The sequence below is a fragment of the Amycolatopsis orientalis genome (assembly GCF_000943515.2).
In the GTDB taxonomy this organism is placed as follows: Bacteria; Actinomycetota; Actinomycetes; order Mycobacteriales; family Pseudonocardiaceae; genus Amycolatopsis; species Amycolatopsis orientalis.
The window spans coordinates 2,694,423-2,716,118 of the sequence record NZ_CP016174.1 but is presented as its reverse complement, the minus strand read 5'-3'; the positions used below and the strand labels follow the sequence as shown (position 1 = coordinate 2,716,118).

Sequence of the window (21,696 nt, the reverse complement as noted above, 5' to 3'; positions counted from 1 at the left end):
GTACCGGGTCGTACTCGGCCGCATCCGCCCGTGCCGTCAGGGACCGCCTGGGCCCGAAGACCGCGAACAAGACTTGCAGGACACGGTCTAGGGTGAGCACGTGGAGATGTTGCACCTGCGGTATTTCGTGGCCGTCGCCGAGGAACTGAACTTCTCCCAGGCGGCCAGAAAGCTGCACATGGCCGCCTCCCCGCTGAGCCAGCGCATCAAGGACCTCGAACACGAACTCGGCCACAAACTGTTCGACCGCAGCACGCATCACGTCACGCTCACCGCGGCGGGCTCCGCGCTGCTGCCGATCGCCCGCGACGTCCTCGAACAGGTCAACGCGATTCCCTGGCGGCTACAGGAAGCGGTGAAACCGCGGCGGAGCACCGTGTTCATCGGGATACCCGGCGGCGTGCACCCGGCCCTGCGTGAACGGGTCAAACAACTCGAAGAGCGCTGCCACGACCGGTTCGAACTCAAACGCTGGCCCGGGACGACGCCCGATCTCGTCGCCGCGGTGCACGAGGGCAAACTCGCGTTGTCGCTGGTCCGGATGCCGGTGACCGATCCCGCGCTGGAGATGATCCCGGTGCAGGTCGAGCGGCTCGGCGCGGTCGTGCCCGCCGGCCGGTTCGCCGGACGGGAAACGGTGGACATCGCCGAACTGAGTGACCTGTCCTACATTCCGTCCGCGTCGGAAAGCATTCCCGCGTATTCCGAGGACATGGACCATAAATTGTCGAACGCGGGAATCAAGAAAAGGCTGAAGGTCGACGGCGCCGAATATTCGGGTATCTCCGAATTGGTGGCGAACGGTTCGTCGTTCTCGATCACGATGCTCGATCCGGCCAGCCCGATGCATCTGTTCCTCGTCGATGGCGCCACCATCCTGCCGTTCGCGGATTTCCGGCCCCAGCTGGAGACCGCCCTGGTGTGGCGCCGGGACCGCGGCGAAGAAGGCGACCTAGCCGACCTCGTCGCCGGGGTCCGCGAGATCTTCGCCGAACCGCTTTCGACATAACCCCTCAATCCGGACAAAAGAATGGTATGACCACTCCGGTCATACCATTCCGCTTTTCTTGATCATTCCCTTTGCCGCTATTCGCGCCTAACTTCGGTTGTAGAGCGAACAACGGCGAAGGGAAGCAAAATGACACAGACCGCTACCGGACCGCTGGACGGCGTTCGCGTGATCGACCTCTCGACGGTGGTCATGGGCCCGTACGCCGCGCAGATCCTCGGCGACCTCGGCGCCGACGTGATCAAGATCGAGTCCCCGGCCGACACCGTGCGGGTCGGCAAGTTCCGGACGACCCCGGGCATGACGGCGCTCAACCTGAACGTGAACCGCAACAAGCGCAGCGTCGCCCTCAACCTGAAGGACGAGGAGCAGCGCGAACAGGCGCTCAAGCTGATCGACACCGCCGACGTGCTGATCACGAACATGCGCCCGGGTGCGCTGAGCAGGCTCGGCATGAACTACGCCGACGTCGCCGCGCGGAACCCCCGCCTCGTCTACGCCCACGCGCAGGGCTTCCGCAGCGACTCCGACCGCGCGGGCAACGCCGCCTACGACGAGACCGTGCAGGCCGCGTCCGGTCTGGTCGACGTCGCGAACCGCGCGCTGGGCAAGCCGGTCTTCCTGCCGACCATCATCGGCGACAAGGTCTCCTCCCTGACCATCGCCTACACCGTCCTCGCGGCACTGGTGCACCGCGACAAGACCGGCGAGGGCCAGCGGGTCGAGATCCCGATGACCGACACGCTGATCGCGTTCAACCTCGTCGAGCACCTGGCCGGGCACTCGTTCGAGCCCGCTGAGGGCTCGACCGGTTTCGGCCCCTCGTTGAACCCCGGGCACAAGGCCGTGCACACCAAGGACGGCATGGCCTGCGTGATCCCCTACAACCCGCAGAACTTCCGCGACTTCTTCCACGCCGCCGGGCGGCCGGAACTGGCCGAGGACCCCCGGGTCAACGGCGACGCGATCGACGGCGCCGACCACGAGGCACTGGCCGAGCTGATCGCCGAGTGCGCCCCGGCGCTGACCACCGAAGAGTGGACCGAGGTCTGCGCGAAGCACAGCATCCCGATGGCCCCGGTGCTGGAACTGGACACCGCGCAGGACGACGAATACGTCCGCGACGGCCACCTGCTCGACGTCGTCGAGCACCCGAGCGAGGGCTCGATCCGCACCATCGGCATCCCGGTGAAGTTCTCCCGGACCCCCGGCTCCGTCCGGCGCCTGGCTCCCCTGCCGGGTCAGGACACCGAAGACGTCCTGCGTGAACTCACCACAGTGAACTGAGGAAAGACCATGAGCACCGACGAAGTAAGGACGGAACGGATCGGCGGCACACTGCTGATCACGATCGACCGGCCACAAGCGCGCAACGCGGTCGACGCCGCCGTCGCGGCCGGGCTCGCCGAGGCACTCGACCTCCTGGAAACCGATCCCACCCTGCGCGCCGGGGTCCTGACCGGCGCGGACGGCTCGTTCAGCGCCGGAATGGACCTCAAGGCGGCGCTGAAGGGCGAATCGCCCGAGATCCCCGGCCGCGGTTTCGGCGGGCTGACCGAGGCCGAGCTGTCGAAGCCGTTGATCGCGGCCGTCGAAGGCTGGGCCATGGGCGGTGGGTTCGAACTGGCGCTGGGCTGCGATCTGATCGTCGCCGCCGAAGACGCGAAGTTCGGATTGCCCGAGGTGAAGCGCGGGCTGATCGCCGCCGGTGGCGGGGTGATCCGGCTGCCGAAGCGGATCCCGCACCACCTGGCGATGGAGTTCCTGCTCACCGGTGAGGCGATCAGCGCGCAGCGCGCCGGACGGCTGGGCCTGGTGAACCGGGTCGTCCCGCCCGGCGAGGCCGCCGCCGTCGCGCTGCAACTGGCCGAACAGGTGGCCGCCAACGCCCCGCTGGCGCTGGCCCTGGTCAAGAAGATCGTCCGCGCCGCCGACGGCGTCCCGGACGCGCAAGCGTTTGCCACCCAGCGCGCGGAGCTGCCGGCGCTGATGAAGTCGGCCGACGTCCGCGAGGGCATGCAGGCCTTCGCCGAGCGCCGCGCTCCACAGTGGACTGGTGAGTGAGATGAAGCAACAAGAACTTCTCCAGCACGTGACGACCCCGCTCACGAATCCGGCGTACGCACCGGTGGTGCCCCGGTTCACCAACCGCGAGTACCTGAACATCGTCTACCGCACCGACGCGGACGCCCTGCGCGCCGTCGTCCCGGAGCCCTTGGAAATCGACGAGCCGCTGGTGCGGTTCGAGGTGATGAAGATGGGCGACGTCAGCGGATACGGGCCCTACACCGAGTCCGGCCAGGCGATCCCGGTGAGCTTCGAGGGCGAGCGTGGCGAGTACCTGCACGCGATGTACCTCGACAACTTCCCGGCCACCGCCTCCGGCCGCGAGATCAGCGCCTACCCGAAGACGATCGGTTCGCCGAAGCTCTTCGCCGAGGACGGCGCGCTCGTCGGGACACTCGACTACGGCAGCCAGCGGGTCGCGACCGCGACCATGGGCTACAAGCACCACCGGCTGGACGTCCGCGAGGCCGAAGCACAGATCACCGTGCCGACGTTCATGCTCAAGATCATCCCGGACTACGACGGTTCGCCGCGGGTCTTCGAACTGGTCCGCACCGAGATCACCGACGTGGTGGTCAAGGACGCGTGGACCGGCCCGGCGCGGTTGCAGCTGTTCCAGCACGTCCTGGCGCCGCTCGCCGATCTCCCGGTGCTGGAGGTCGTTTCGGCGAGCCACATCCTCACCGACCTGACGCTCGCCCCGGTCAAGCCGGTCTTCGACTACTTGAAGGGAGCACGGTCATGACTTTCCGGACAGCCGCGGTGATCGGCGCGGGCACGATCGGCCTTTCGTGGACGGCGTTGTTCGCCGCGCACGACATGGAGGTCTGGGTCTCGGACCCGCGGCCGGACCTCGCCGACGCCGTCGCCGACGCACTGGAGACGTTCGCCCCGCATCTCGGCCGGGACGCCGCGGACCTCGCCCCTCGCGTCCACCTCGCCACCGATGTCGCGGAAGCCGTCCGGCACGCGGACGTCGTGCAGGAGAACGGGCCTGAGAACGTCGAGTTCAAACAGGACCTGTTCGCGACGCTGGTCCGCGAGGCGCCGTCGCACGCGTTGCTGCTCAGCTCGTCGTCGGCGATCCCTTCGACGGCCTTCGCGGCGGACCTCGACGACGCGTCCCGTGTCCTGATCGGGCACCCGTTCAACCCGCCGCACCTGATCCCGCTGGTCGAGGTCGTCCCCGGGGAGCGCACCAGCACCGAGTCGGTGGACCGCGCCGTCGAGTTCTACCGGTTCGTCGGCCGCACCCCGGTGGTGGAGCGCAAGGAGATCCCCGGCTTCGTCGGCAACCGGCTACAGAACGCGCTGAGCCGCGAAGCGATCTACCTGGTGGAACAGGGCGTCGTGTCACCGTCCGAATTGGACACCGTGATGACGAACTCGCTCGGCATCCGCTGGTCGACCGTCGGGCCGTTCCTCGGCTCGCATCTGGGCGGCGGCCCCGGCGGTTACCGGCACATGGCCGAGCACATCGGCAAGTCGATGAAGCAGATGTGGGCGGGCCTCGGCCAGCCCTCGCAGAACCAGGAAGAACAGGAACGGCTCATCGAAGCCGTGGAATCCGCTTACGGCTCCTCCACGTACTCGGAACTCGCCGAGGCGCGCGACCGCAAGCAGCTCGCGGTGCTGTCCGCTTTGGACAGTGCCACCAGGGAGGAGAACTGAGATGGACGACCAGCTGACCGCCGACTTCTACGACTACGAAGCGCTGCTGCCGGACGAGGAGCGCAAGCTGCTGCTCAAGGCCCGCGACTTCATGCGCACCGAGGTCAAGCCGCTCGTGAACGAATACTGGGCCAAGGGCGAGTTCCCGCACGAACTCGTCGGCAAGTTCCGCGAACTCGGCCTCGCCGGGCTGCCGTACGAAGGCTACGGCGAGCACCTGCCCGCCACCAGTCACCTGCTCAGCGGCATGATGGCGATGGAGATGACCCGCACGGATCCTTCCGTGGCCACGTTCTTCGGTGTCCACAACGGACTCGCGATGTACAGCATCTACTCCGGCGGCGACCAGGAGCAGCGCGACCGCTGGCTCCCGTCGATGGCGGCGATGGACAAGATCGGCGCGTTCGCGATGACCGAGCCGCTCGGTGGTTCCGACGTCGCGGGCGGTATGCGGACCACAGCGAAGCGGGACGGCGACACCTGGATCCTGAACGGTGCCAAGAAGTGGATCGGCAACGCGACCTTCGCCGACCTGGTCATCGTGTGGGCCCGCGACGTGGACGACAACCACGTCAAGGGTTTCGTGGTCGAGAAGGACTCCCCCGGGTTCGTCCCGGTCAAGATCGAGAACAAGTTCGCGTTCCGGATCGTGGAGAACGCGGAGATCACGCTGACCGACGTCCGCGTCCCGGAGGCCAACCGGCTGCAGGGCATCAACTCCTTCCGCGACGTCGCGGAGATCCTGCGGGCGACCCGCGGCGGCGTGGCGTGGCAGGCGCTGGGCGTGATGATCGGCGCCTACGAGCTGGCGCTGGACTACGCCAAGAAGCGCGAGCAGTTCGGCCGCCCGATCGCGCGGTTCCAGCTGGTGCAGGACCTGCTGGTGAAGAGCCTCGGCAACATCACCGCGTCGTGGGGCATGCTGGTGCAGCTCGCGAGGCTGCAGGACGCCGGGATCTTCAAGGACGAGCACTCGTCACTGGCGAAGGCGTTCGTGACCTCGCGGATGCGGGAGGTCGTCGCCTGGGGCCGCGAGATCTTCGGCGGCAACGGGATCGTGCTGGACAACGACATCATGCGGTTCTTCACCGACGCCGAGGCGATCTACTCGTTCGAAGGCACGCGGGAGATGAACACGCTGATCGTCGGGAAGGCCATCACCGGCCAAAGCGCCTTCGTGTGACCTGACGCTTTGCGCGTGAAGGCCCCCTTCCCTCGGCTGAGCCGAGGGAAGGGGGCCTTCACGCGCTAGCGGTATTTCTTGCCGCAGGTCTCCTGGTCGCCGGAGGAGAAGCCGTCCCGGAAGGCGGCGACCCTGGCGAAGCCCGCCGGGACCGTCCGGCCCCGGACGTCCGCCGCGATCAGGCTGTTCCGGGTCAGCATCTCGGCGATGGCCTCGTCGAGATCGCCCGGCGCCAACGTCAGCGATCCGCGCCGACCGTCCACAATGGTCGATGCCCAGAACCCGGTGAGGCAAGCCGTGCGCTGCGCGGCCACCGGGCCGTCGAGCCGGAACCCGCCCTCCTGCTGGACGGCGAGGGTGTAGCGCGACGCGACCTCGGCGAACGCGGCGAAGTCGCCGATGCCACCTTGCCGCCCTCGACGCGGCGGAGTGCCGATCCGCACCAGGCCTTCGAGGTCGAGGTTGATCTGGTTGGACTCCGAGCAGTACGACGCGAGCGCGTCCTCCGCCGTCACGCCGCACGCGGCACCGGTGGTGAGCGTCGGCGGGGTGGCCGCGAGTCGGAATGCCTGCCGGAGACTGGTGGTGAGGTCGGCCAGTGCCGCACGGTCGTCGAGGCGGACGTTCTCCGCCGCCGCCCGCTCGTTCGCCGCGGCCGAGCCGAAACCGCCCTGGGTGCTGCGGCCTTCGATCTCCCGCTCGTCGATCTTCGCGCAGCGCGCCGGTCCGTCGGTGAAGCCGAACTGGAACGCCGAGACCCGATCGAACGCGTTGCCGTGCGCGCCGGCGTCGTCGAAGGCGACGCCGGCGGAGTCGCGGATCTGGAACAGCGCGGTGAGCACCTCGTTGAGCCCGCGCCCGGTGGACACCTGGAACATCGGCGACTTCCCCTCGGCGACCCAGCGGAGATACGCCCCGGTGTAGCAGTCCGCCTGCTGTTCCTTGACGATCGACGGGGTGGCGCCCGGAAGGCCGAGCCGGAATTGGACGGCGTGGCCGATCTCGTGCGCGAGCACGGCCATGACCGCCGCCTGGCCGATAGAGTCGTTGAGCATCGGCAGCAGTTCACCGCGGTCCCACGCGACGACGTCGTCGGTGGCGCAGTAGAACGCGTTGACCAGCCCCGCCGTGGGGGCTCCGCAGAGCACGCGGCCGCGACCGGCGGAATCGTAGGAGGCGAGGGTGGCCAGCGGCCGGAACTCGCGGTTGAAGACCGCGGGCAGCTGCTCGCGCCAGTACCGCTGGACGTCGGCGACGGCGTTGGCCGCGAGCTTGTCGATCTCGCCGCCGTCCCCGCCGTCGACCGGCAGGGCGGCGTCGAGCACCCCGGGTTTCAGCCCGCTGGGCCCGTCGGTGATCGCGAGCCCGGCGACCCGGGTGGGATCCACCGGCTGTGCCGCTCCCCGGACGGTCGTGGCGCACCCGGTGAGGCAGAGGGCCAGGCTCACCAGGATCGCCCAGCCGGATCGACGCGTCATCACATCATCGACACGGCCGGCGACGCGACGCGGTTCAGCGCATTTGGTCCTCTGAACGCGACGTCAGTTCACGCAGCCGTCCGGCGGCGTGGAAGCGGAAGACGAACTCGGCGGGGCGGACACCGACGAGGTGGCCGCCACCGGCTTGACCCCGATGCCGCTCGTCGGCTCCCCCACCGCCGCGACGCTCGTCGACGTCAGCGTGGCCTGCACGAACGCCTTAACCTCCGCCGGATCCACCTTCACCGCGTCGCCGTCGGAAGGCGTCGGCAGGGAAAGGCTCTGGACCGGGATCGTCTGGAACTTCAGCGCTCCCGCGCTCATCCCCCGCAGCTGTTGCGCGAAGCTCAGCACGTCCCAGCCGCGGTCGAGGACGACCGAGCCACCGATCGCGCCGACCAAGGCGCTCAGCCGCGTGGGGTCGGTGAACGTCCCGGCGCCCAGGACGGTCTTGGCCATACTCGAAAGGAACGCCTGCTGCCGCGCGATGCGGTCGAGGTCGCTGGGCAACCCGTGCCGCTGCCGCACGAAGGCGAGCGCCTGCGGTCCGGAGAGCGTCTGCTTCCCGGCCGGGAACGAAGCCCCGGAGAACTTGTCCTGCACCGGTTCCTTGAGGCAGACCTCGACCCCGCCGACCGCTTCGCTCAGCGACGAGAACCCGGCGAGGTTGACGGCGGCGTAGTGGTTGATGGACAGACCGGTGAACTGCTCGATCGTCTGGATGGTGAGCTTGGCGCCCGCCTCGTTGGCCTTGACCTCCAGCTGCGGGCCGCTCAGCCCCTGCGCGCGCAGGGAGTTCATCGCGGCGTTCTTGCCGCGGCTGTACGCCGAATTGATCTTGTGCTTGCCGAATCCGCCCGCGATGTCCACATAGGAATCGCGCGGGATGGAGATGGCGGTCGCCGCGGCCCCGCCCGCCGGGATGTGGACCACGATCATGGTGTCGGTGGTGTCGCCGCCGTCGTCCCCGCTTCCGGCGTGCAACGCGTCGAGTACGTTCTGCGGCAATGGGTTCCCGTTGGAGTCGGTCCGCGAGTCGATGCCGACGAGCAGGATGTTCTGCGCCACCCGCAGCGGTTCGCCCGGCGGCCCGTCGGGCACCTGGGCCGAGGGCGCGATCACGTCGGCCGTGACGATCGCGCCGTCCAGACGGCTCAACTGGGTCCACGCGTACCCCGTGACCCCCAGCACGACCGTCGACACCAGGCCCAGTGCGACGCGGCCGCCGATCCGCCGTCCTCGCGACGTGAGCAGCACGACCCTCTCCCCGCTTCCGTGAATGATCCCCCGTGCTCGAGGATCACCGCGTTAGCTGGGAAATACCTGAGAAATGTGTCATGAACGGGTCTTAAAGCCCGTTCGGACCAGCGAAAGTGATCAAGCGGACAGCCGATCGCGACGCCGTGTACCGGATCGACCGCGCTGCGCTAGAACTAGCGCGGCATGCGGCGCCAGATCGCCCGTGGCACCACGCGCATCACCGCGAACACCAGCCTCAGCAGTCCCGGCACCCACACCGTACCCCGGCGTTTGCGGAGCGCGTCGACCGTCGCGTCGGCGACCTGATCGGGAGTGCTCGAGAACGGCGCGGGGGCCATCCCTTCCGTCATCCGGCCGATCACGAAGCCGGGCCGGACGAGCAGGAGGTGCACCCCGGTGCCGTGCAACGCGTCGGCCAGGCCGCTCGCGAAACCGTCGAGGCCCGCCTTGGCCGATCCATAGACGTAGTTCGCCCGGCGGACCCGCACCCCGGCGACCGACGAGAACACCACGAGGCTTCCGCTTCCTTGCGCACGAAGCACAGTGGCCACTTGCGTCAGCACACTCACATGAGCCACATAGTCGGTGTGCACGATCGCGACGGCGTGGGCGGCGTCCGCTTCGGCGCGCGCCTGGTCGCCGAGGATCCCGAAAGCGGTGACGACGACGTCGAGCGGCCCGTGCTCCGCGACGACCTTCTCCAGGAAGGGACCGTGCCCGGCGAGGTCGTCGGCGTCGAACTCGACCGCGTCGACCGTCTCCGCCCCCGCGGCCAGCAGCCGCCCGGACTCCGCCCCGAGGTCCGCGCTCCGCCGCGCGGCCAGCACGATCTTGCGCCCGCCGCCCTTGGCGAGCCGTTCGGCGACCGCGAGGCCGATCTCGCTGCGTCCGCCCAGTACCAGCACCGTTCCGCTCACCCGCCGCAGTCTGCCAGGCGCGGCGCGGCCGTTCGCCAGTGGCACGATTCACAAACTGCAATTTTGCAGTTTCTGCATCTTTAGCCGTATCGTGGTACCCATGCCCGAACCCGTCAAAGGACTCCGCGAGCGCAAGCGGCTGGAAACCCACCGCGCGCTGGCGACCACCGCCGTCCGGCTCGTCGCCGAACGCGGTCTGGACCAGGTGACGGTCGAGGACATCAGCGCGGCGGCGGGGGTCTCACCCCGCACCTTCTTCAACTACTTCGCGTCCAAAGAGGACGCTGTCGTCATCGCGCACGCCGACAGCGCCGAGCGGACGCGGCGCACCATCGAGAAGTTCCTTGCCACGCCGAAGGAAGTCAACACTCCCCGCGCCTTGATCCAAGCGATCATGGAGGACTTCTCCCACGTCGACGAGAACCGCGAAGAGTGGCTCGGCCGGATGAAGGCCATCCAGGAGAACGCCACCCTGCATTCCCGCGCGGTGGCCATGAACCACGACACCATCGCGCCGATGGTCGAGGCGATCGCGCGCCGCACCGGCGTGGATCCCAAAGCCGATCTGTACCCGGCGCTGCTGCTGTCCGCGCTCGGCGGCGCGGTCAACGCCGTACTCATGCTCTGGTACCAGCACGACGGCCGGATCTCCGCCACCGATCTGCTGGACGACGCCGTCGAAATGCTTCTCGCCGGGCTGCCCGAGCCCGGCCGCCGCGCGCGCTGACCCGCCCGGCACCACAGGAACACGAAGGGGGACGACCATGTCCGCAGCCATGACCGAACCAGGGGAACCGGATTCACCACCGGGCTCGATGGACCGCAAGCAGGTCCTCGAAGCGATGTCGGGACTGATGATGGGCATGTTCGTCGCCATCCTCGCCTCGACGGTGGTCGCGAACGCGTTGCCGCGCATCGTTTCCGAACTGGGCGGCTCGCAGTCCTCCTACACCTGGGTGGTCACCACCGAACTGCTCGCGATGACCGCGACGGTCCCGCTCTGGGGCAAGCTTTCCGATCTGTACAACAAGAAGCTGCTGATCCAGCTCTCGCTCGGGTTGTTCGTGGTCGGTTCGCTGGTCGCCGGGTTCGCGGGCAACATCGAGCTCCTGATCGGCAGCCGGGTCGCGCAGGGCGTCGGCGCGGGCGGGCTCACCGCGCTCGCGCAGGTGATCATGGCCGCCATCGTCTCGCCGCGGGAACTCGGCAAGTACTCGGGGATCTTCGGAGCCGTGTTCGCCGTGGGGACCATCGCGGGTCCGCTGATCGGCGGCGTCCTGGTGGACACCTCGTGGCTCGGCTGGCGCTGGTGCTTCTTCCTCGGTGTCCCGTTCGCGATCGCGGCGATCCTGCTGCTGCAGCGCACCCTGAACCTGCCGACCATCCGGCGCGAGGTGAAGGTCGACTACCTCGGCGCGTTCCTGATCATGGCCGGTGTCTCGACGCTGCTTGTCTGGTCCTCGCTGGCCGGGCACCAGTTCGCGTGGGGCTCGTGGTGGACGGTCGGCCTGGTGACCGCCGGCGTGGTCATCCTCGCCCTCGCCGTCTACGTCGAGTCGAAGGTGGCCGAGCCGATCCTGCCGCTGGGGCTGTTCCGCAACCACACGGTCACCCTGACCACCCTCGCGAGCTTCCTCGTCGGCGTCGCGATGTTCGGCGGGACGGTGTTCCTGTCGCAGTACTTCCAGTTGTCGCTCGGCAAGTCGCCGACGGTGGCCGGACTGCTGAGCCTGCCGATGATCTTCGGGCTCCTCGTCTCTTCGACGGTCTCGGGCCAGCTGATCAGCCGGACCGGCAAGTGGAAGAGCCATCTGCTGCTCGGCTCGGTGCTGATGACCGCGGGCCTCGCCCTGCTGGGGACGCTCGACGCGCACACGAACCTCGTCGTGCTCAGCGCGTTCATGGTGGTACTCGGGGTCGGCGTCGGCATGCTGATGCAGAACCTCGTCCTGGTGTCGCAGAACGACGTCGACGCGCACGACCTCGGGACGGCGACCTCCACGCTGTCGTTCTTCCGGAGTCTCGGCGGCTCGATCGGCGTGAGCGCGCTGGGCGCGGTGCTCGCGAACCGGGTCACCGCGCTGATCACGGAGCAGCTCGGGCCCCTGCCCGGCGGCGGGGAAGGCGGCGCGGTGCCGAACATCGCCACGCTGCCCGAGCCGGTCGCGACCGTCGTCCGCGAGGCCTACGGCGAAGCGACCAGCGAGTTGTTCCTGATCAGCGCGCCGATCGCGCTGCTGGTCGTCGTCGCGGTCGCCTTCCTGAAGCACAAGCCGCTGAAGACCCAGTCGGGGAACGAACGGCTGGCCGAGGAGACCGCGGCCGACGCCGTCGTCTGACGTCGCCACGAGAGAGGGGCCCGGTGCACCGCACCGGGCCCCTCTTTTTCGCGCACGAAAGCCCATCGGGAAAATCGGTCGCGCTGTCGACTGGATTCAGGCCGCGCTGCGAACGCGAATCGGGCGACGCCGTTCGCTGTCCGTCAGCCCGCCGAAAACACCATGGGCGAGCCCGTTGTCCAAGGCGAAGGCCAGACAGGCCGAAGTGACCGGGCACCGCGCGCAGACGGCCTTCGCCCTGGCCACCTGCCGTGCGCCAGGACCGGTTTCGGTGACCGGAAAGAACAGTTCGGGATCCTCACCGCGGCAAGCGGCCTCGGTGAGGTCCCCCGCCATCCTCATTTCCATTTTCCTATCACCTCCTTTTCCTTCGATTTTCCCTTCCTCGTCAAACGACTTCCGTCCGAAACCGGGTATCCGCCCGGGTGGGCGGCGCAAACATCACCTTGACCGAATCGTTACACTCAGCGGCCCGCTCAGTGCACCTGTCCTTCGAGGGCATTCGCGTCCGGCGGCTGAGAGCGGTGAGTGCGGGTGATGGGACACGACGAGTTCGACGAGTTCTTCCACGCCGACTTTCCGCTGCTCACCGGCTTCCTGTGCAAGGCGGGGTTCGCACTGGACCCGGCGCGGGACGCGGCGGCGGAAGCGATGCTCAACGCCTACGAGGACTGGCGGACCATCACCCATCCGAAGTCCTGGGTGCGCCGCGTCGGTTACCGGCGGGCGAAGGAGCAGACCGCCGTCCGGGCCGACTGGGCCTTCACCGACGCAGGCCGGGAGGACAAGCTCACCGTCCTCGCCGACGAGGCATCGGCCGTCCTGACCATGCTCGGAAGGCTCCCGAAACGCCAGCAACTCGGCATGGCCTGGGCGCTGGACGGCTTCACGACGAGGGAGATCGCCGGAATGCTCGGTATCGCGGACGAAGCCGTCAGCGCGACACTGCGCCACGCGCGCGGCCGCCTGGAGGAGCACGATCCCGGGTTCGTCACCCGCCTGGACAACGCCAACGTCGCCTTCGTCGACGCGCTGCGGGTCGGCCTCGACGTCGAGGACACCCTGTCCCGGATCAAGAACCGCGCGATGATCCGGGAACTCGCCCTGGTGGAACCGGGCACCCCGGCGGAGGCCGAGCCGGAGCAGGTGACGCCGTCACACTGGTACTCCCTCGACGGGCCGGTCGAGGCCGCGGGCCGGGGCGACCCGCGCGCCCTGGACCAGCTGCTGACCACCGTCCGCCCGCTCGTGATCCGGTACTGCAGGGCGCGGATCGGCAGACAGGAACGGACGTACGCCTCCGCGGACGACGTCGCGCAGGAGGTCTGCGTGGCGATCCTGCGCGCGCTGCCCACCTACCGCGAACGAGGGCGGCCGTTCCTCGCGTTCGTCTACGGCATCGCCCAGCACAAGGTCGCCGACGCCCGCCGTGCCGCCGCCCGCAACCGCTCCGAACCGGTCGCCGAAGTCCCCGACGGCGTCTCGGATTCCGCCGGTCCGGAACAGCACGCCCTGCACAACGAATTGAGCGATCGGATGGGTGAACTGCTGCGGATCCTGCCGGACAAGCAGCGGGAGATCGTCGTCCTGCGCATCGTCGTCGGGTTGTCCGCGGAGGAGACCGCCGGCGTGGTCGGTTCGACCGCGGGCGCTGTGCGCGTGGCTCAGCACCGCGCTTTGACCCGACTTCGGAAGATCCTCACCGAAGACTCGTGAGTGCCGCTTCTCGCCTTTAGTCGACTAAGTGCGATGGCCTTTGCGACTTCTTCGGCCGCCTCTGTAGTCTGAATATGCTATAGCACAGGTGTTCGAACGTGAGTAGCCTTGGGGTCGTGGCCAGCGATAACAGACTCGAGACGGTGCGCTCCGAGTGGTGGCGTGTCGATACTGCGACGCTGCATGCCCGTAAGCAGGAATTGGAAGTGTTGAAGCGCCGGTTGGATGCGGAGCAGAATGCGATTCTGGCGGAAATCAATAACCGGGGTGTTCGTGGATGTTCGGGTCATGCGACGTTGGCGGCGATGATTTTCGGGGACTTCCTGGTCACGGACAAGGAGGCCGCTGCTCGTGCCGATCGGGTGCTGGCGTTGTATCCGGGGTGGTGGTGGGTGGTGAGGTCGTGCCGCCTCTCGCGCCCTTGACCGCCGACGCCGCGGCGGAGGGCGCGATCGGCGGTAGTCAGGTCGACGCGATCATCCGCATCCTGTCCCGGATCCCGTCCACCGTCCCTGAGGAGGAGGTGCGGGCGGGGAGAAGATCCTGGTCGACCTGGCTCGCCGGGCCGGGCCCCGGCAGATCGCCCGGGCCGGGCGACGGCTCTTGGACGAGCTGGACCCGGACGGGAAGGAGCCGCGCAACGAGGACCCGAAGGATGTGCGGCCGGAGTTGCGGTTCGTCAAGCATCGTGACGGCACCCTCGGCCTCAAAGCCACGTTGGACCTGGAAACCTACGCACGCCTGAAATCCGACCTCGACCCCATGACCAAACCCCACAAAGCGATCGACGGGGTCCGGGACTCCCGCACCCAAGACGAACGCTACGGGTACGCCTTCACCGACTACGTGCGATTGAAGGCCACCAGCCGGAACCTGCCCGGCCAGGCGGGGAAGGCCACCCACATCCTTGTCACCATGTCCTACGACGACCTGATCCGGGACATCGGCGAGGCGCACCTGGATCTGGTCGGGCCGATCAGCGCGACCGACGCTCGGATCCTCGCGTGTGATGCCCGGGTCCGGCCCGGCGTCCTCGGCACCGCGGGCGAACCCTTGGACATCGGCCGATCCAAACGCACCGTGTCCCTCGCTCAGAAATACGCGTTGACCCTTCGCGATGGCGGCTGCGCCTTCCCCGGCTGCGACATGCCGGTACCGCGCTGTACCGCACACCACATCGTTTTCTGGCGACACCACGGCGAAACGAAAATCGACAACCTCGTCCTGCTCTGCACGAAGCACCACCGGTTGATCCACCGCAGCGAATGGAAAGTCGCCATCGCCCAAGACGGACTCCCCGACTTCACCGCCCCTGCCTACCTCGACCCCACCGGACAACCGAGACGCAACACCATGCACCTCAGAACGTAGGCCGAAACCCGGATTGGTCGAGTGGCGGGAAAGGCGTTCCCTTATGGATCGAGTCAGGGACGGCAGCGTTCGGCGGTCGCGGCCGCGGTGGTCAGTTCCGGAGATCCCAGAACCGCTTTCACCGGGTCGAGGGCGCTGTGCGCGTCCTTCTGGGCCGCGATGAGCCCTTCGACCGCCCGGCCCTGCGCGGCCGTGTCGTTCTTTCCCGCCGCGTCGAGGTCGGCTTTCGCCTTCACGGCCTTGTCGTGCGCGGCGGTGTATTTCGCGAGGAAGTCCTTTTTCGCGGTCTCCCCCGCCGGGACCGGTGCGGCCGGCAAGGCGCTGAGGTCGTCGACGGTCTTGCCGAGAATGCCCGCGTAATGCCCCAACTGGTCGCTGGTGCTCTTCTTGATGGCTTCCAGGGTCTCCCCACCCGCGGCGGGCATCTTGTTGTTCCCGTCGATGAAGCCCTTGATCGCGCCACAGAACCCGTTCATCCAGGTCACCGAGGCCGCCGGGTCGGCGGCGGACGACGCGGGCGCCGGGCTCGGTGCCGCCGGAGCGGCCTGCGGTGCGGGGTCCGGGGCACAGCCGGTCAGCGCCAGCGCGGCGACGACGATCCCCGTCGTGGCCAGAAGGCGGGCCGGTGTCTTTCGGGCGGCGCACATGTCTCTTTCCCCTCTCTTCCGGCTGGTGTTCCCCGCCGGTGGAGAGGACTTTGACACGGCGGAACGGTCACGGTCTGCGTCATCTGACTCAGAACGAACGGGCCCGCGCTCGAACTCGTAACGTTCAAAGCACGGCGCCCGGGTGGCGTAACGGGGCGCGGATGGACGGCGAGTACAGCATTACCCCTGTTCGCTTCGAGGGCACCCAGCCGAAGAGGTAGCACCATGGCCATCAAGATCGTCGCATCGCGGCTCGAAGGCGGAAAATTCCACGAGAACATCACGAAACTGCGCTGGGTCAACCCCGGCAATGGTGAAACCGGCGAGAGTTTCGTTTCGGCGATCGTCGCGTGGATCGAAGACGATGACGGTAAGGCCTACGTGGACGAGGGAATCCACCGGGTGGCCGTCGAGATCATCAAGCCGACCTTCGGCCCCAAATTCCTGCGCACGCGGTCGGACGGCATCTGGAAGAACAACCTGCTGGAGCTTCCCCACTTCTGAACCGAGTCGCCCACGGATCAGGGCTGGTGCGCCGAAAGGCTGTCCAGGGAGTGGGCCGGGTCAGGCTCGAACCGACGGCCAAGGGTCTCGTAAACGCGTCGTGGTAACGGAATCCCGCGGTGCCGTTCGGCGGCTGCGGCATTTCGACGACCTCGCGGTTGTGCCACAGCACGTTCACGCGTTTGTCCGCTTTCCACACCAACCCGGCCAGATACCCGTTCGGTCCGGCGAAGGGAGGTTCGCTGATCGATGGCAGGCCGGCCCGACGCGCCTTCCGGGAGCGCCGCACACGCCATCAGAGGACTGAATGCGGCACCCCACGACCCGACGCCCTCAACGACTCAGGAAGTCGCCGCGGTAGTCCGCGGCCCACTGGGCATAGGTGCGGCCCGGTCGGCCGGTGATCGTTTCGATGGTGTCGGTGATCGGTGCCGGGCGGTCGAGGTGACGGGCCCAGTCGTCGAGCAGGACGTCGGCGGGCGCGTGCGGGCCCATGGCCGTTCGGGCTTGCTCCACGGGCAGTTCCTCGTACCGGAGCGGGCGGTCGAGCGCTTCGGCCAAGAGCGCGATCTGCTCCGCGTGGGTCAGCGATTGCGGGCCGGTGACCGGGTAGGTCCGGCCGGCGTGGGTGTCGTCGGTGAGAGCTTCCACGGCGATGGCCGCGAAGTCGGCGGGGTGGATCGGTGCGCCGGCGGCCTGGGCGTACGGGCCTCGGACGACGTCGCCTGCCCGCACCTGCCCCGGCACGTCGAACGCCCACTGGATGGGGTTGGCAGCGGACAGTTCCAGGCGCAGCATCGTCCACTCCAGACCGGACTCGCGGAGCTGCCGCTCGATGTCGTGGTGGAAGGCGGCGACGGCGTGGGGCTGCTCGGCCGCGGTGTCGTCCACCGAGCCCGAGGACTGGAAGACGATGCGCCGCACGCCCGCTTCCTTCGCGGCAGCCAAGAACGCCGGTGCGAAACCAGGTACGACGGCCAGCAGGAACACCGTCGACACACCGCGCATCGCGATCGCCAGGGACTCGGGGTCGGCCAGGTCACCGACGACGATATCGGTGGTGGCCGGGAGCCCGGTGTTCTCCGCGTCGCGGGTCAGGGCGCGCACCGGGTGGCCGGCGGCGGTGAGCTGGTCGACGATCTCACGGCCGACGGGCGCGGTGGCGGCGGTGACGAGGATCATGATGGTTCTCCTTCTGAGTGAACGGGATCGGTGAGGAAGGGGACGCGACACGTGGGCGGTCGCGTCCCCCCGGAACTCGGGTCAGAGGCTGGAAAGGTCGATGGCGTCGGCCATCGCCTGCAAGCCGGCGTCGTTGGGGTGCAGCCGGTCGCCGGCGTCGAACTCGGCCCGCAGCGCGGCCGGGTCGGCGGGGTCGGCCAGGACGGCGGCGAAGTCCACCACCGCGTCGTACTCGCCGCCCGTGCGGATCCAGTGGTTGACCTCGCCGCGGACCTGTTCGCCACGCGGGCTGTCCAGCATCGAGCCCTTCATCGGGGTGACGGTGCCGCCGATGATCCTGACGCCGCGGTCGCGGGCGGCCCGGATCAGCTTCCGGTGCGCCTGGATCAGCTCGGCGCTGGTGACCTCCGGGTTGAAGCCGATGTCGTTGAGCGCCTGGGTGACGACGACGCTGCGCACGCCCGGCTGGTCGAGGACGTCGCGGCGGAACCGCGACAGCGCGCTGTCACCGCAGCAGTCGGAATCATCGAGCACCCGGTTGCCCGCGATGCCCGCGTTGAGCACCGCCAGCGGCAAACCGGACGCGACCAGCCGTTCGGCCAACTGGTCGGGATAGCGGTTGTCGGCGTTCTTGGTGGCGCTGACGCCGTCGGTGATCGAGTCGCCGAACGTGACGACCGAGGACCGGGCCGGGCCGCCTGCGATGTCCACACCGGACAGGTAGTACCAGGAGTGGCTCTCGGCGGTGTACGCCCTTCCGGTGGCGTCGAATCGGTGGTCGCCCTTGGTGCGGTACGTCGTCGCGGTCGCCGCCTCGTGGAAGGTCGCCGGTCCGGTGGGCTCGGCGAAGTACAGCGTGACCGCCAACCGGTCCAGTGCGGACGTGGGCAGCAGCGTCGCGTCGCTGACCACCTCCGAGCCGACCGGGACCACTGTGGACTGCGAGCGGTCGAACCGCAGTGGGCGGACTGTGCTCGGCCGGATCGACGCGCCGTCGCCCGCGGTGGCGACGGTGGCGCCCGCCAGCCGCAGCGGCGAAGTTCCGTAGCGGTTGGACAACCGGATCCGCACCTGCGTGCCACCCCGGCTGATGCGTACGACCTGGCGGACCGACTCGCCGGCGAACCCGTCGAGCGACCAGTTCGCGCCCTGCCAGGTCGCGCCCATGGGGCGCTGCATCGAGGTGGTCCAGGTGCCGGTCCACCGGTTGGCGGGGGCGGCGGTGGCGGGGGGTGCGATGAGGGCGCCGGCGACACCGGCGGCTGCGAGGACGAGGCTCAGTTCCTTGGTTCCCATGCCGACAAATCTCGTTCAAGCACCCCCTCGGCCACATCGGGAGAACTGTCCTTGTCGGCCGGTCGGACTCTTTACGCGCCCGCCGCCACCTCTTTACGCCACCGCGGGTGGTGGCATCATGGCGTCAGTGAACGTGCATGGGGTCGGGTCGGTCCTCGTCGGACGCGACGCCGAACTGGCCGCGTTGGGCGAGGTCTGCGAGGTCGCTGTCGCAGAGGGGGCGGCCGTCGCGGTCGTGGCGGGCGAGGCGGGCATCGGGAAGTCCCGTCTGGTCGCCGAGTTCACCGACCGGCTCGGTACCGTCGCCCGGACGGTGCGCGGCGAGTGCCTCGAACTCGGCGCGGACAGCCTGCCGTTCGCACCGTTCACGGCGGTGGTGCGACGGCTGCGCCGCGAACTCGGCGGCGACTCGATCCGGGACCTGCTGCCCGCCGGCCGGCTGAGCCTGGCGCGCTGGTTGCCCGAACTGGGCGATCCTCCGGCCGACCAGGACGCGGCGCAGGGCCGGTCGAGGCTGTTCGACGAGATGGTGACGCTGCTGGAAGGCGCCGCGGCACGGCACCCGCTGGTGGTCGTCCTCGAAGACCTGCACTGGGCCGATTCCGGCAGCCGGGACCTGCTGGCCTATCTGGCGCGCAACCTGGAACAGCCGGGGCTGCTGCTGGTGGGAACCTACCGGTCGGGCGAGGTCGGCGGAGCTCACCCGCTGCGTCCGCTGGTGCTCGACATCGCCCGCAGGCCCCGGGGCCTGCAGTTCGAGTTGGGCCCGTTGGACCGGGCACAAGTCGGCCTGCAGCTGGCCGGGCTGCTCGGTCACGAGCCTGACCGCGCGCTGGTGGCACGCGTGCACGAGCGCAGCGACGGCAACCCGCTGTTCGTGGAGGCGCTGGCCGCCGATCCGGTGAAGGGCACCCCGTCCTCACTGCGGGATCTGTTCGCCGCGGTGACCGCGCGGCTGCCTGAGACCGGGCGGTCGGTGCTGCGTGCGGCCGCGGTCGTGGGTCACGAGGTCGGGCACGAACTGCTCGGGCTGGCCTGCCGTCTGCCGGACGAGGAGCTGGAACCCGCGCTGCGCGTGCTCGTCGACCGGCGGCTGCTGGTCGTGCGCGAGGACGGGTACGCCTTCCACCACGCGTTGCTTCGCGACGTCGTGTATGGCGACCTGCTGCCCGGCGAGCGGCGCAGACTGCATGCCCGCTGCGCCCAAGCGATCCACGACAATCCGGCGCTGGTGCCCGAGGGGCAGGGCTCTGTCGAGCTGGCCGCGCACTGGAACGCCGCGGGCGACCATGCGCGGACACTGGAAGCGTCCTGGCGGGCGGCGGCCGACGCGGGCCGCGCCTACGCCTACGAACAGCAGCTCCGGCTGCTCGACCGGGTTCTCGACCGCTGGGAAACGGTTCCCGAGCCCGCCGCCCGCCTGGGTGTGTCCCGGGCCGTCGTGCTGGACCACGCCGCGAGGGCGTGCGTCCACACCGGGGACTTCGAGCGAGGCGTCGCGCTGGCGAGCCGGGCGTTGGACGAACTCGACCCCGCGACCGACCCGCAGCGGCCTGCCCGCGTCCTGGCCATCCGCGGTCTGCTCAACCGCCGTGCCGGCCGCGACGGCGACGCCGACCTCCGCACCGCCCTCGCCACCATGCCCGCCGACGCGCCGCCCGACCTGCGCGGCCAGACGCTGGCCATGCTCGCGGTCACCGTGGGGCTGCGTGATCCCGACCAGGGCGGGCGCTACGCGCGGGAGGCACTGGAGCTGAGCCGCGATCACGGGTTGCCCGTCGTCCAGGCCACCGCGCTGATCGCGTCCGCCAGGGTCGCGGCGGTGCGGGGTGACGAGGATCGAGCGCTCGCCCTGTTCCGGGAAGCCGCCACGATCGCGGAGGCCACCTCCGACCACTACAACGTGCTCACCGCGCTGCTCGGCCAGGCGTACCTGCTCATGGGCACCGGCGACTACGGCTCAGCCGCCGCCGTCGCGGCGAAGGGCCGGGCGACGGCCCATCGTGTGGGACAGGCCCGGTCGCGAGGCGCCGACCACACAGGCGTTCTGGCACAGGCGCTCTGGCTGCTCGGCCGGTGGGCGCAGGCGCGAGAGGTCGTCGAAGACGCGTTGGCCGACGAACCGCCTGCCATGACGACCGCGGTGCTGACCACGCTCTTGGGCGAGGTGCTGTTGGCCCAGGGCGACCTGAACGCGGCGGCGGAGGTCGCGGCCGGTTCGCCCGCCGATCCGACCGGGCAGGGGATACCGGTGTTCGCCACCGCGTTCCGGTGCCGGCTCGCGGTCGCCCGGCGTGACCTCGACGCGGCTGACCGGCTCCTGGTCGACGCCCTGAACGACCCGGGCCTGCTCGGTCCTCGCGGCGACCCGTGGACGCTCCTGCGCGCGGGCACCCGAGTACGGCGAGCGCTGCTCGACGCGGCAGGCCGCGACCAGCAGCGGCGCGAACTGGTCGAGCGGCGCACTGAACAGCTCCAGGACGTGGCGACGCGGGTGACCGCTGACCGCCCGGTGCCCTCGGCGCACCGGGCGGCGTTCGACGCCGAGATCGCGCAGAACGATCCACAGCTGTGGGCCGCCGCGGTGGCGGCGTGGCGTGGCCGGTCCCAGCCCTACGAACTCGCCCAGGCGCTGTTCGGCGTCGCCGAGTCGGCGCTGTCGGCGGGCGACCGCGCCGCCGCGCAGGACCCGCTGCGGGAAGCCGCGTCTCTCGCCGACGATCTCGGCGCCGGAGGCCTCCGCCGCGAGATCGACCTGCTCGCGGCCCGCGGCCGCGTCGATCTCGCCTCGCCCGAACCCGCACCCTCGCTACCACCTGCCGATCCGTTCGGCCTGACCGCCCGGGAACTGGACGTGCTGCGTCTGCTGGCCGACGGGCTGACCAACAGCCAGATCGCCGCGTCACTGTTCATCTCCGCGAGCACAGCGGGCGTGCACGTTTCCCGGATCCTGACCAAACTCGGTGCCGGCCGCCGCACGGAGGCCGCCGCCATCGCCCATCGCGCGGGCCTGCTCCGCCACCTTGACGATTGACGACCGCGACGAACCTCTCGGC

The 21,696-nt window shown here is 69.2% G+C and carries 18 protein-coding genes and 1 pseudogene; 12 read left to right on the top strand and 7 right to left on the bottom strand.

Features of this window, described 5'->3' with window-relative positions; genetic code table 11:
* The first annotated feature begins 100 nt into the window (after nt 1-100).
* The 6 genes from SD37_RS11990 to SD37_RS11965 all read left to right on the top strand — a co-directional run bounded on the left by SD37_RS11990 (nt 101) and on the right by SD37_RS11965 (nt 5,930).
* Nucleotides 101-1,009, top strand: a complete 909-nt coding sequence (locus SD37_RS11990) for a LysR family transcriptional regulator (RefSeq protein ID WP_044854103.1) — start codon at nt 101-103, stop codon at nt 1,007-1,009.
* A 129-nt stretch (nt 1,010-1,138) separates the two neighbouring features.
* The gene (locus SD37_RS11985; RefSeq protein WP_044854102.1) at nt 1,139-2,296 is read left to right on the top strand and encodes a CaiB/BaiF CoA transferase family protein; all 1,158 of its coding nucleotides are present in this window, start codon (nt 1,139-1,141) and stop codon (nt 2,294-2,296) included.
* Between the two features lie 9 nt (nt 2,297-2,305).
* A complete protein-coding gene (locus SD37_RS11980) occupies nt 2,306-3,073 on the top strand; it encodes a crotonase/enoyl-CoA hydratase family protein (protein WP_044854101.1) in 768 nt (255 codons plus the stop codon).
* Between the two features lies 1 nt (nt 3,074).
* Complete coding sequence (locus SD37_RS11975; RefSeq protein WP_044854100.1) at nt 3,075-3,821, top strand: acetoacetate decarboxylase; 747 nt, start codon at nt 3,075-3,077, stop codon at nt 3,819-3,821.
* Nucleotides 3,818-4,747, top strand: a complete 930-nt coding sequence (locus SD37_RS11970; protein WP_044854099.1) for a 3-hydroxyacyl-CoA dehydrogenase NAD-binding domain-containing protein — start codon at nt 3,818-3,820, stop codon at nt 4,745-4,747. The genes SD37_RS11975 and SD37_RS11970 overlap by 4 nt, the downstream gene beginning before the upstream one ends.
* Before the next feature lies 1 nt (nt 4,748).
* Nucleotides 4,749-5,930 carry an acyl-CoA dehydrogenase family protein gene (locus SD37_RS11965; protein ID WP_044854098.1) on the top strand — a complete coding sequence of 394 codons (1,182 nt, stop codon included), beginning with the start codon at nt 4,749-4,751 and terminating at the stop codon, nt 5,928-5,930.
* Nucleotides 5,931-5,995: 65 nt separating this feature from the next.
* Here SD37_RS11965 and SD37_RS11960 read toward each other — a convergent pair whose 3' ends face one another.
* The 3 genes from SD37_RS11960 to SD37_RS11950 form a co-directional block, all read right to left on the bottom strand.
* Nucleotides 5,996-7,408, bottom strand: coding sequence for a neutral zinc metallopeptidase (locus SD37_RS11960; RefSeq protein ID WP_044854097.1), 1,413 nt, complete (start codon nt 7,406-7,408; stop codon nt 5,996-5,998).
* A 63-nt stretch (nt 7,409-7,471) separates the two neighbouring features.
* Nucleotides 7,472-8,665, bottom strand: coding sequence for an LCP family protein (locus SD37_RS11955; protein ID WP_044854096.1), 1,194 nt, complete (start codon nt 8,663-8,665; stop codon nt 7,472-7,474).
* 176 nt (nt 8,666-8,841) lie between these two features.
* Nucleotides 8,842-9,585, bottom strand: coding sequence for an SDR family NAD(P)-dependent oxidoreductase (locus SD37_RS11950; protein WP_044854095.1), 744 nt, complete (start codon nt 9,583-9,585; stop codon nt 8,842-8,844).
* A 100-nt stretch (nt 9,586-9,685) separates the two neighbouring features.
* Here SD37_RS11950 and SD37_RS11945 point away from each other — a divergent pair, with 100 nt between their 5' ends.
* Both SD37_RS11945 and SD37_RS11940 read left to right on the top strand, forming a co-directional pair.
* Nucleotides 9,686-10,312, top strand: a complete 627-nt coding sequence (locus SD37_RS11945) for a TetR/AcrR family transcriptional regulator (RefSeq protein ID WP_044854094.1) — start codon at nt 9,686-9,688, stop codon at nt 10,310-10,312.
* An 88-nt stretch (nt 10,313-10,400) separates the two neighbouring features.
* The gene (locus SD37_RS11940; protein WP_201788903.1) at nt 10,401-11,924 is read left to right on the top strand and encodes an MDR family MFS transporter; all 1,524 of its coding nucleotides are present in this window, start codon (nt 10,401-10,403) and stop codon (nt 11,922-11,924) included.
* A 96-nt stretch (nt 11,925-12,020) separates the two neighbouring features.
* Here SD37_RS11940 and SD37_RS11935 read toward each other — a convergent pair whose 3' ends face one another.
* Entirely contained in the window at nt 12,021-12,272 is a 252-nt protein-coding gene (locus SD37_RS11935; RefSeq protein WP_044854092.1) for a WhiB family transcriptional regulator, read from the bottom strand.
* A gap of 189 nt (nt 12,273-12,461) precedes the next feature.
* Here SD37_RS11935 and shbA point away from each other — a divergent pair, with 189 nt between their 5' ends.
* Together shbA and SD37_RS44220 are read left to right on the top strand one after the other, a co-directional pair.
* Complete coding sequence (shbA, locus tag SD37_RS44185; protein ID WP_174567832.1) at nt 12,462-13,640, top strand: RNA polymerase sigma factor ShbA; 1,179 nt, start codon at nt 12,462-12,464, stop codon at nt 13,638-13,640.
* A 116-nt stretch (nt 13,641-13,756) separates the two neighbouring features.
* Nucleotides 13,757-15,011 (top strand): annotated as a pseudogene (locus SD37_RS44220) (HNH endonuclease signature motif containing protein).
* A 53-nt stretch (nt 15,012-15,064) separates the two neighbouring features.
* Here SD37_RS44220 and SD37_RS11920 read toward each other — a convergent pair.
* Entirely contained in the window at nt 15,065-15,658 is a 594-nt protein-coding gene (locus SD37_RS11920; protein ID WP_044854091.1) for a hypothetical protein, read from the bottom strand.
* Between the two features lie 225 nt (nt 15,659-15,883).
* Here SD37_RS11920 and SD37_RS11915 point away from each other — a divergent pair, with 225 nt between their 5' ends.
* Complete coding sequence (locus SD37_RS11915) at nt 15,884-16,162, top strand: DUF3892 domain-containing protein (RefSeq protein WP_044854090.1); 279 nt, start codon at nt 15,884-15,886, stop codon at nt 16,160-16,162.
* Between the two features lie 333 nt (nt 16,163-16,495).
* Here SD37_RS11915 and SD37_RS11910 read toward each other — a convergent pair whose 3' ends face one another.
* Both SD37_RS11910 and SD37_RS11905 read right to left on the bottom strand, forming a co-directional pair.
* Nucleotides 16,496-17,344 (bottom strand): NAD(P)H-binding protein, encoded by an 849-nt coding sequence (locus tag SD37_RS11910; protein WP_044854089.1) that lies wholly within the window; start codon nt 17,342-17,344, stop codon nt 16,496-16,498.
* 81 nt (nt 17,345-17,425) lie between these two features.
* Nucleotides 17,426-18,640, bottom strand: a complete 1,215-nt coding sequence (locus SD37_RS11905; protein ID WP_044854088.1) for an SGNH/GDSL hydrolase family protein — start codon at nt 18,638-18,640, stop codon at nt 17,426-17,428.
* A 118-nt stretch (nt 18,641-18,758) separates the two neighbouring features.
* On the opposite strand from SD37_RS11905, the gene SD37_RS11900 reads away from it, so the two are divergent.
* Nucleotides 18,759-21,674: an ATP-binding protein gene (locus SD37_RS11900; protein WP_044854087.1), complete on the top strand. Its 2,916-nt coding sequence runs from the start codon at nt 18,759-18,761 to the stop codon at nt 21,672-21,674.
* Nucleotides 21,675-21,696 lie beyond the last annotated feature (22 nt).

What these genes read in the sequence shown, in the direction of transcription:
- SD37_RS11985 (WP_044854102.1), top strand. Translation starts at nt 1,139, where the DNA reads ATGACACAGACCGCTACCGGACCGCTGGACGGCGTTCGCGTGATCGAC.
- SD37_RS11980 (WP_044854101.1), top strand. Translation starts at nt 2,306, where the DNA reads ATGAGCACCGACGAAGTAAGGACGGAACGGATCGGCGGCACACTGCTG.
- SD37_RS11975 (WP_044854100.1), top strand. Translation starts at nt 3,075, where the DNA reads ATGAAGCAACAAGAACTTCTCCAGCACGTGACGACCCCGCTCACGAAT.
- SD37_RS11970 (WP_044854099.1), top strand. Translation starts at nt 3,818, where the DNA reads ATGACTTTCCGGACAGCCGCGGTGATCGGCGCGGGCACGATCGGCCTT.
- SD37_RS11965 (WP_044854098.1), top strand. Translation starts at nt 4,749, where the DNA reads ATGGACGACCAGCTGACCGCCGACTTCTACGACTACGAAGCGCTGCTG.
- SD37_RS11960 (WP_044854097.1), bottom strand. Translation starts at nt 7,408, where the DNA reads ATGACGCGTCGATCCGGCTGGGCGATCCTGGTGAGCCTGGCCCTCTGC.
- SD37_RS11945 (WP_044854094.1), top strand. Translation starts at nt 9,686, where the DNA reads ATGCCCGAACCCGTCAAAGGACTCCGCGAGCGCAAGCGGCTGGAAACC.
- SD37_RS11940 (WP_201788903.1), top strand. Translation starts at nt 10,401, where the DNA reads ATGGACCGCAAGCAGGTCCTCGAAGCGATGTCGGGACTGATGATGGGC.
- SD37_RS11935 (WP_044854092.1), bottom strand. Translation starts at nt 12,272, where the DNA reads ATGGAAATGAGGATGGCGGGGGACCTCACCGAGGCCGCTTGCCGCGGT.
- shbA (WP_174567832.1), top strand. Translation starts at nt 12,462, where the DNA reads ATGGGACACGACGAGTTCGACGAGTTCTTCCACGCCGACTTTCCGCTG.
- SD37_RS11920 (WP_044854091.1), bottom strand. Translation starts at nt 15,658, where the DNA reads ATGTGCGCCGCCCGAAAGACACCGGCCCGCCTTCTGGCCACGACGGGG.
- SD37_RS11915 (WP_044854090.1), top strand. Translation starts at nt 15,884, where the DNA reads ATGGCCATCAAGATCGTCGCATCGCGGCTCGAAGGCGGAAAATTCCAC.
- SD37_RS11910 (WP_044854089.1), bottom strand. Translation starts at nt 17,344, where the DNA reads ATGATCCTCGTCACCGCCGCCACCGCGCCCGTCGGCCGTGAGATCGTC.
- SD37_RS11905 (WP_044854088.1), bottom strand. Translation starts at nt 18,640, where the DNA reads ATGGGAACCAAGGAACTGAGCCTCGTCCTCGCAGCCGCCGGTGTCGCC.
- SD37_RS11900 (WP_044854087.1), top strand. Translation starts at nt 18,759, where the DNA reads ATGGCGTCAGTGAACGTGCATGGGGTCGGGTCGGTCCTCGTCGGACGC.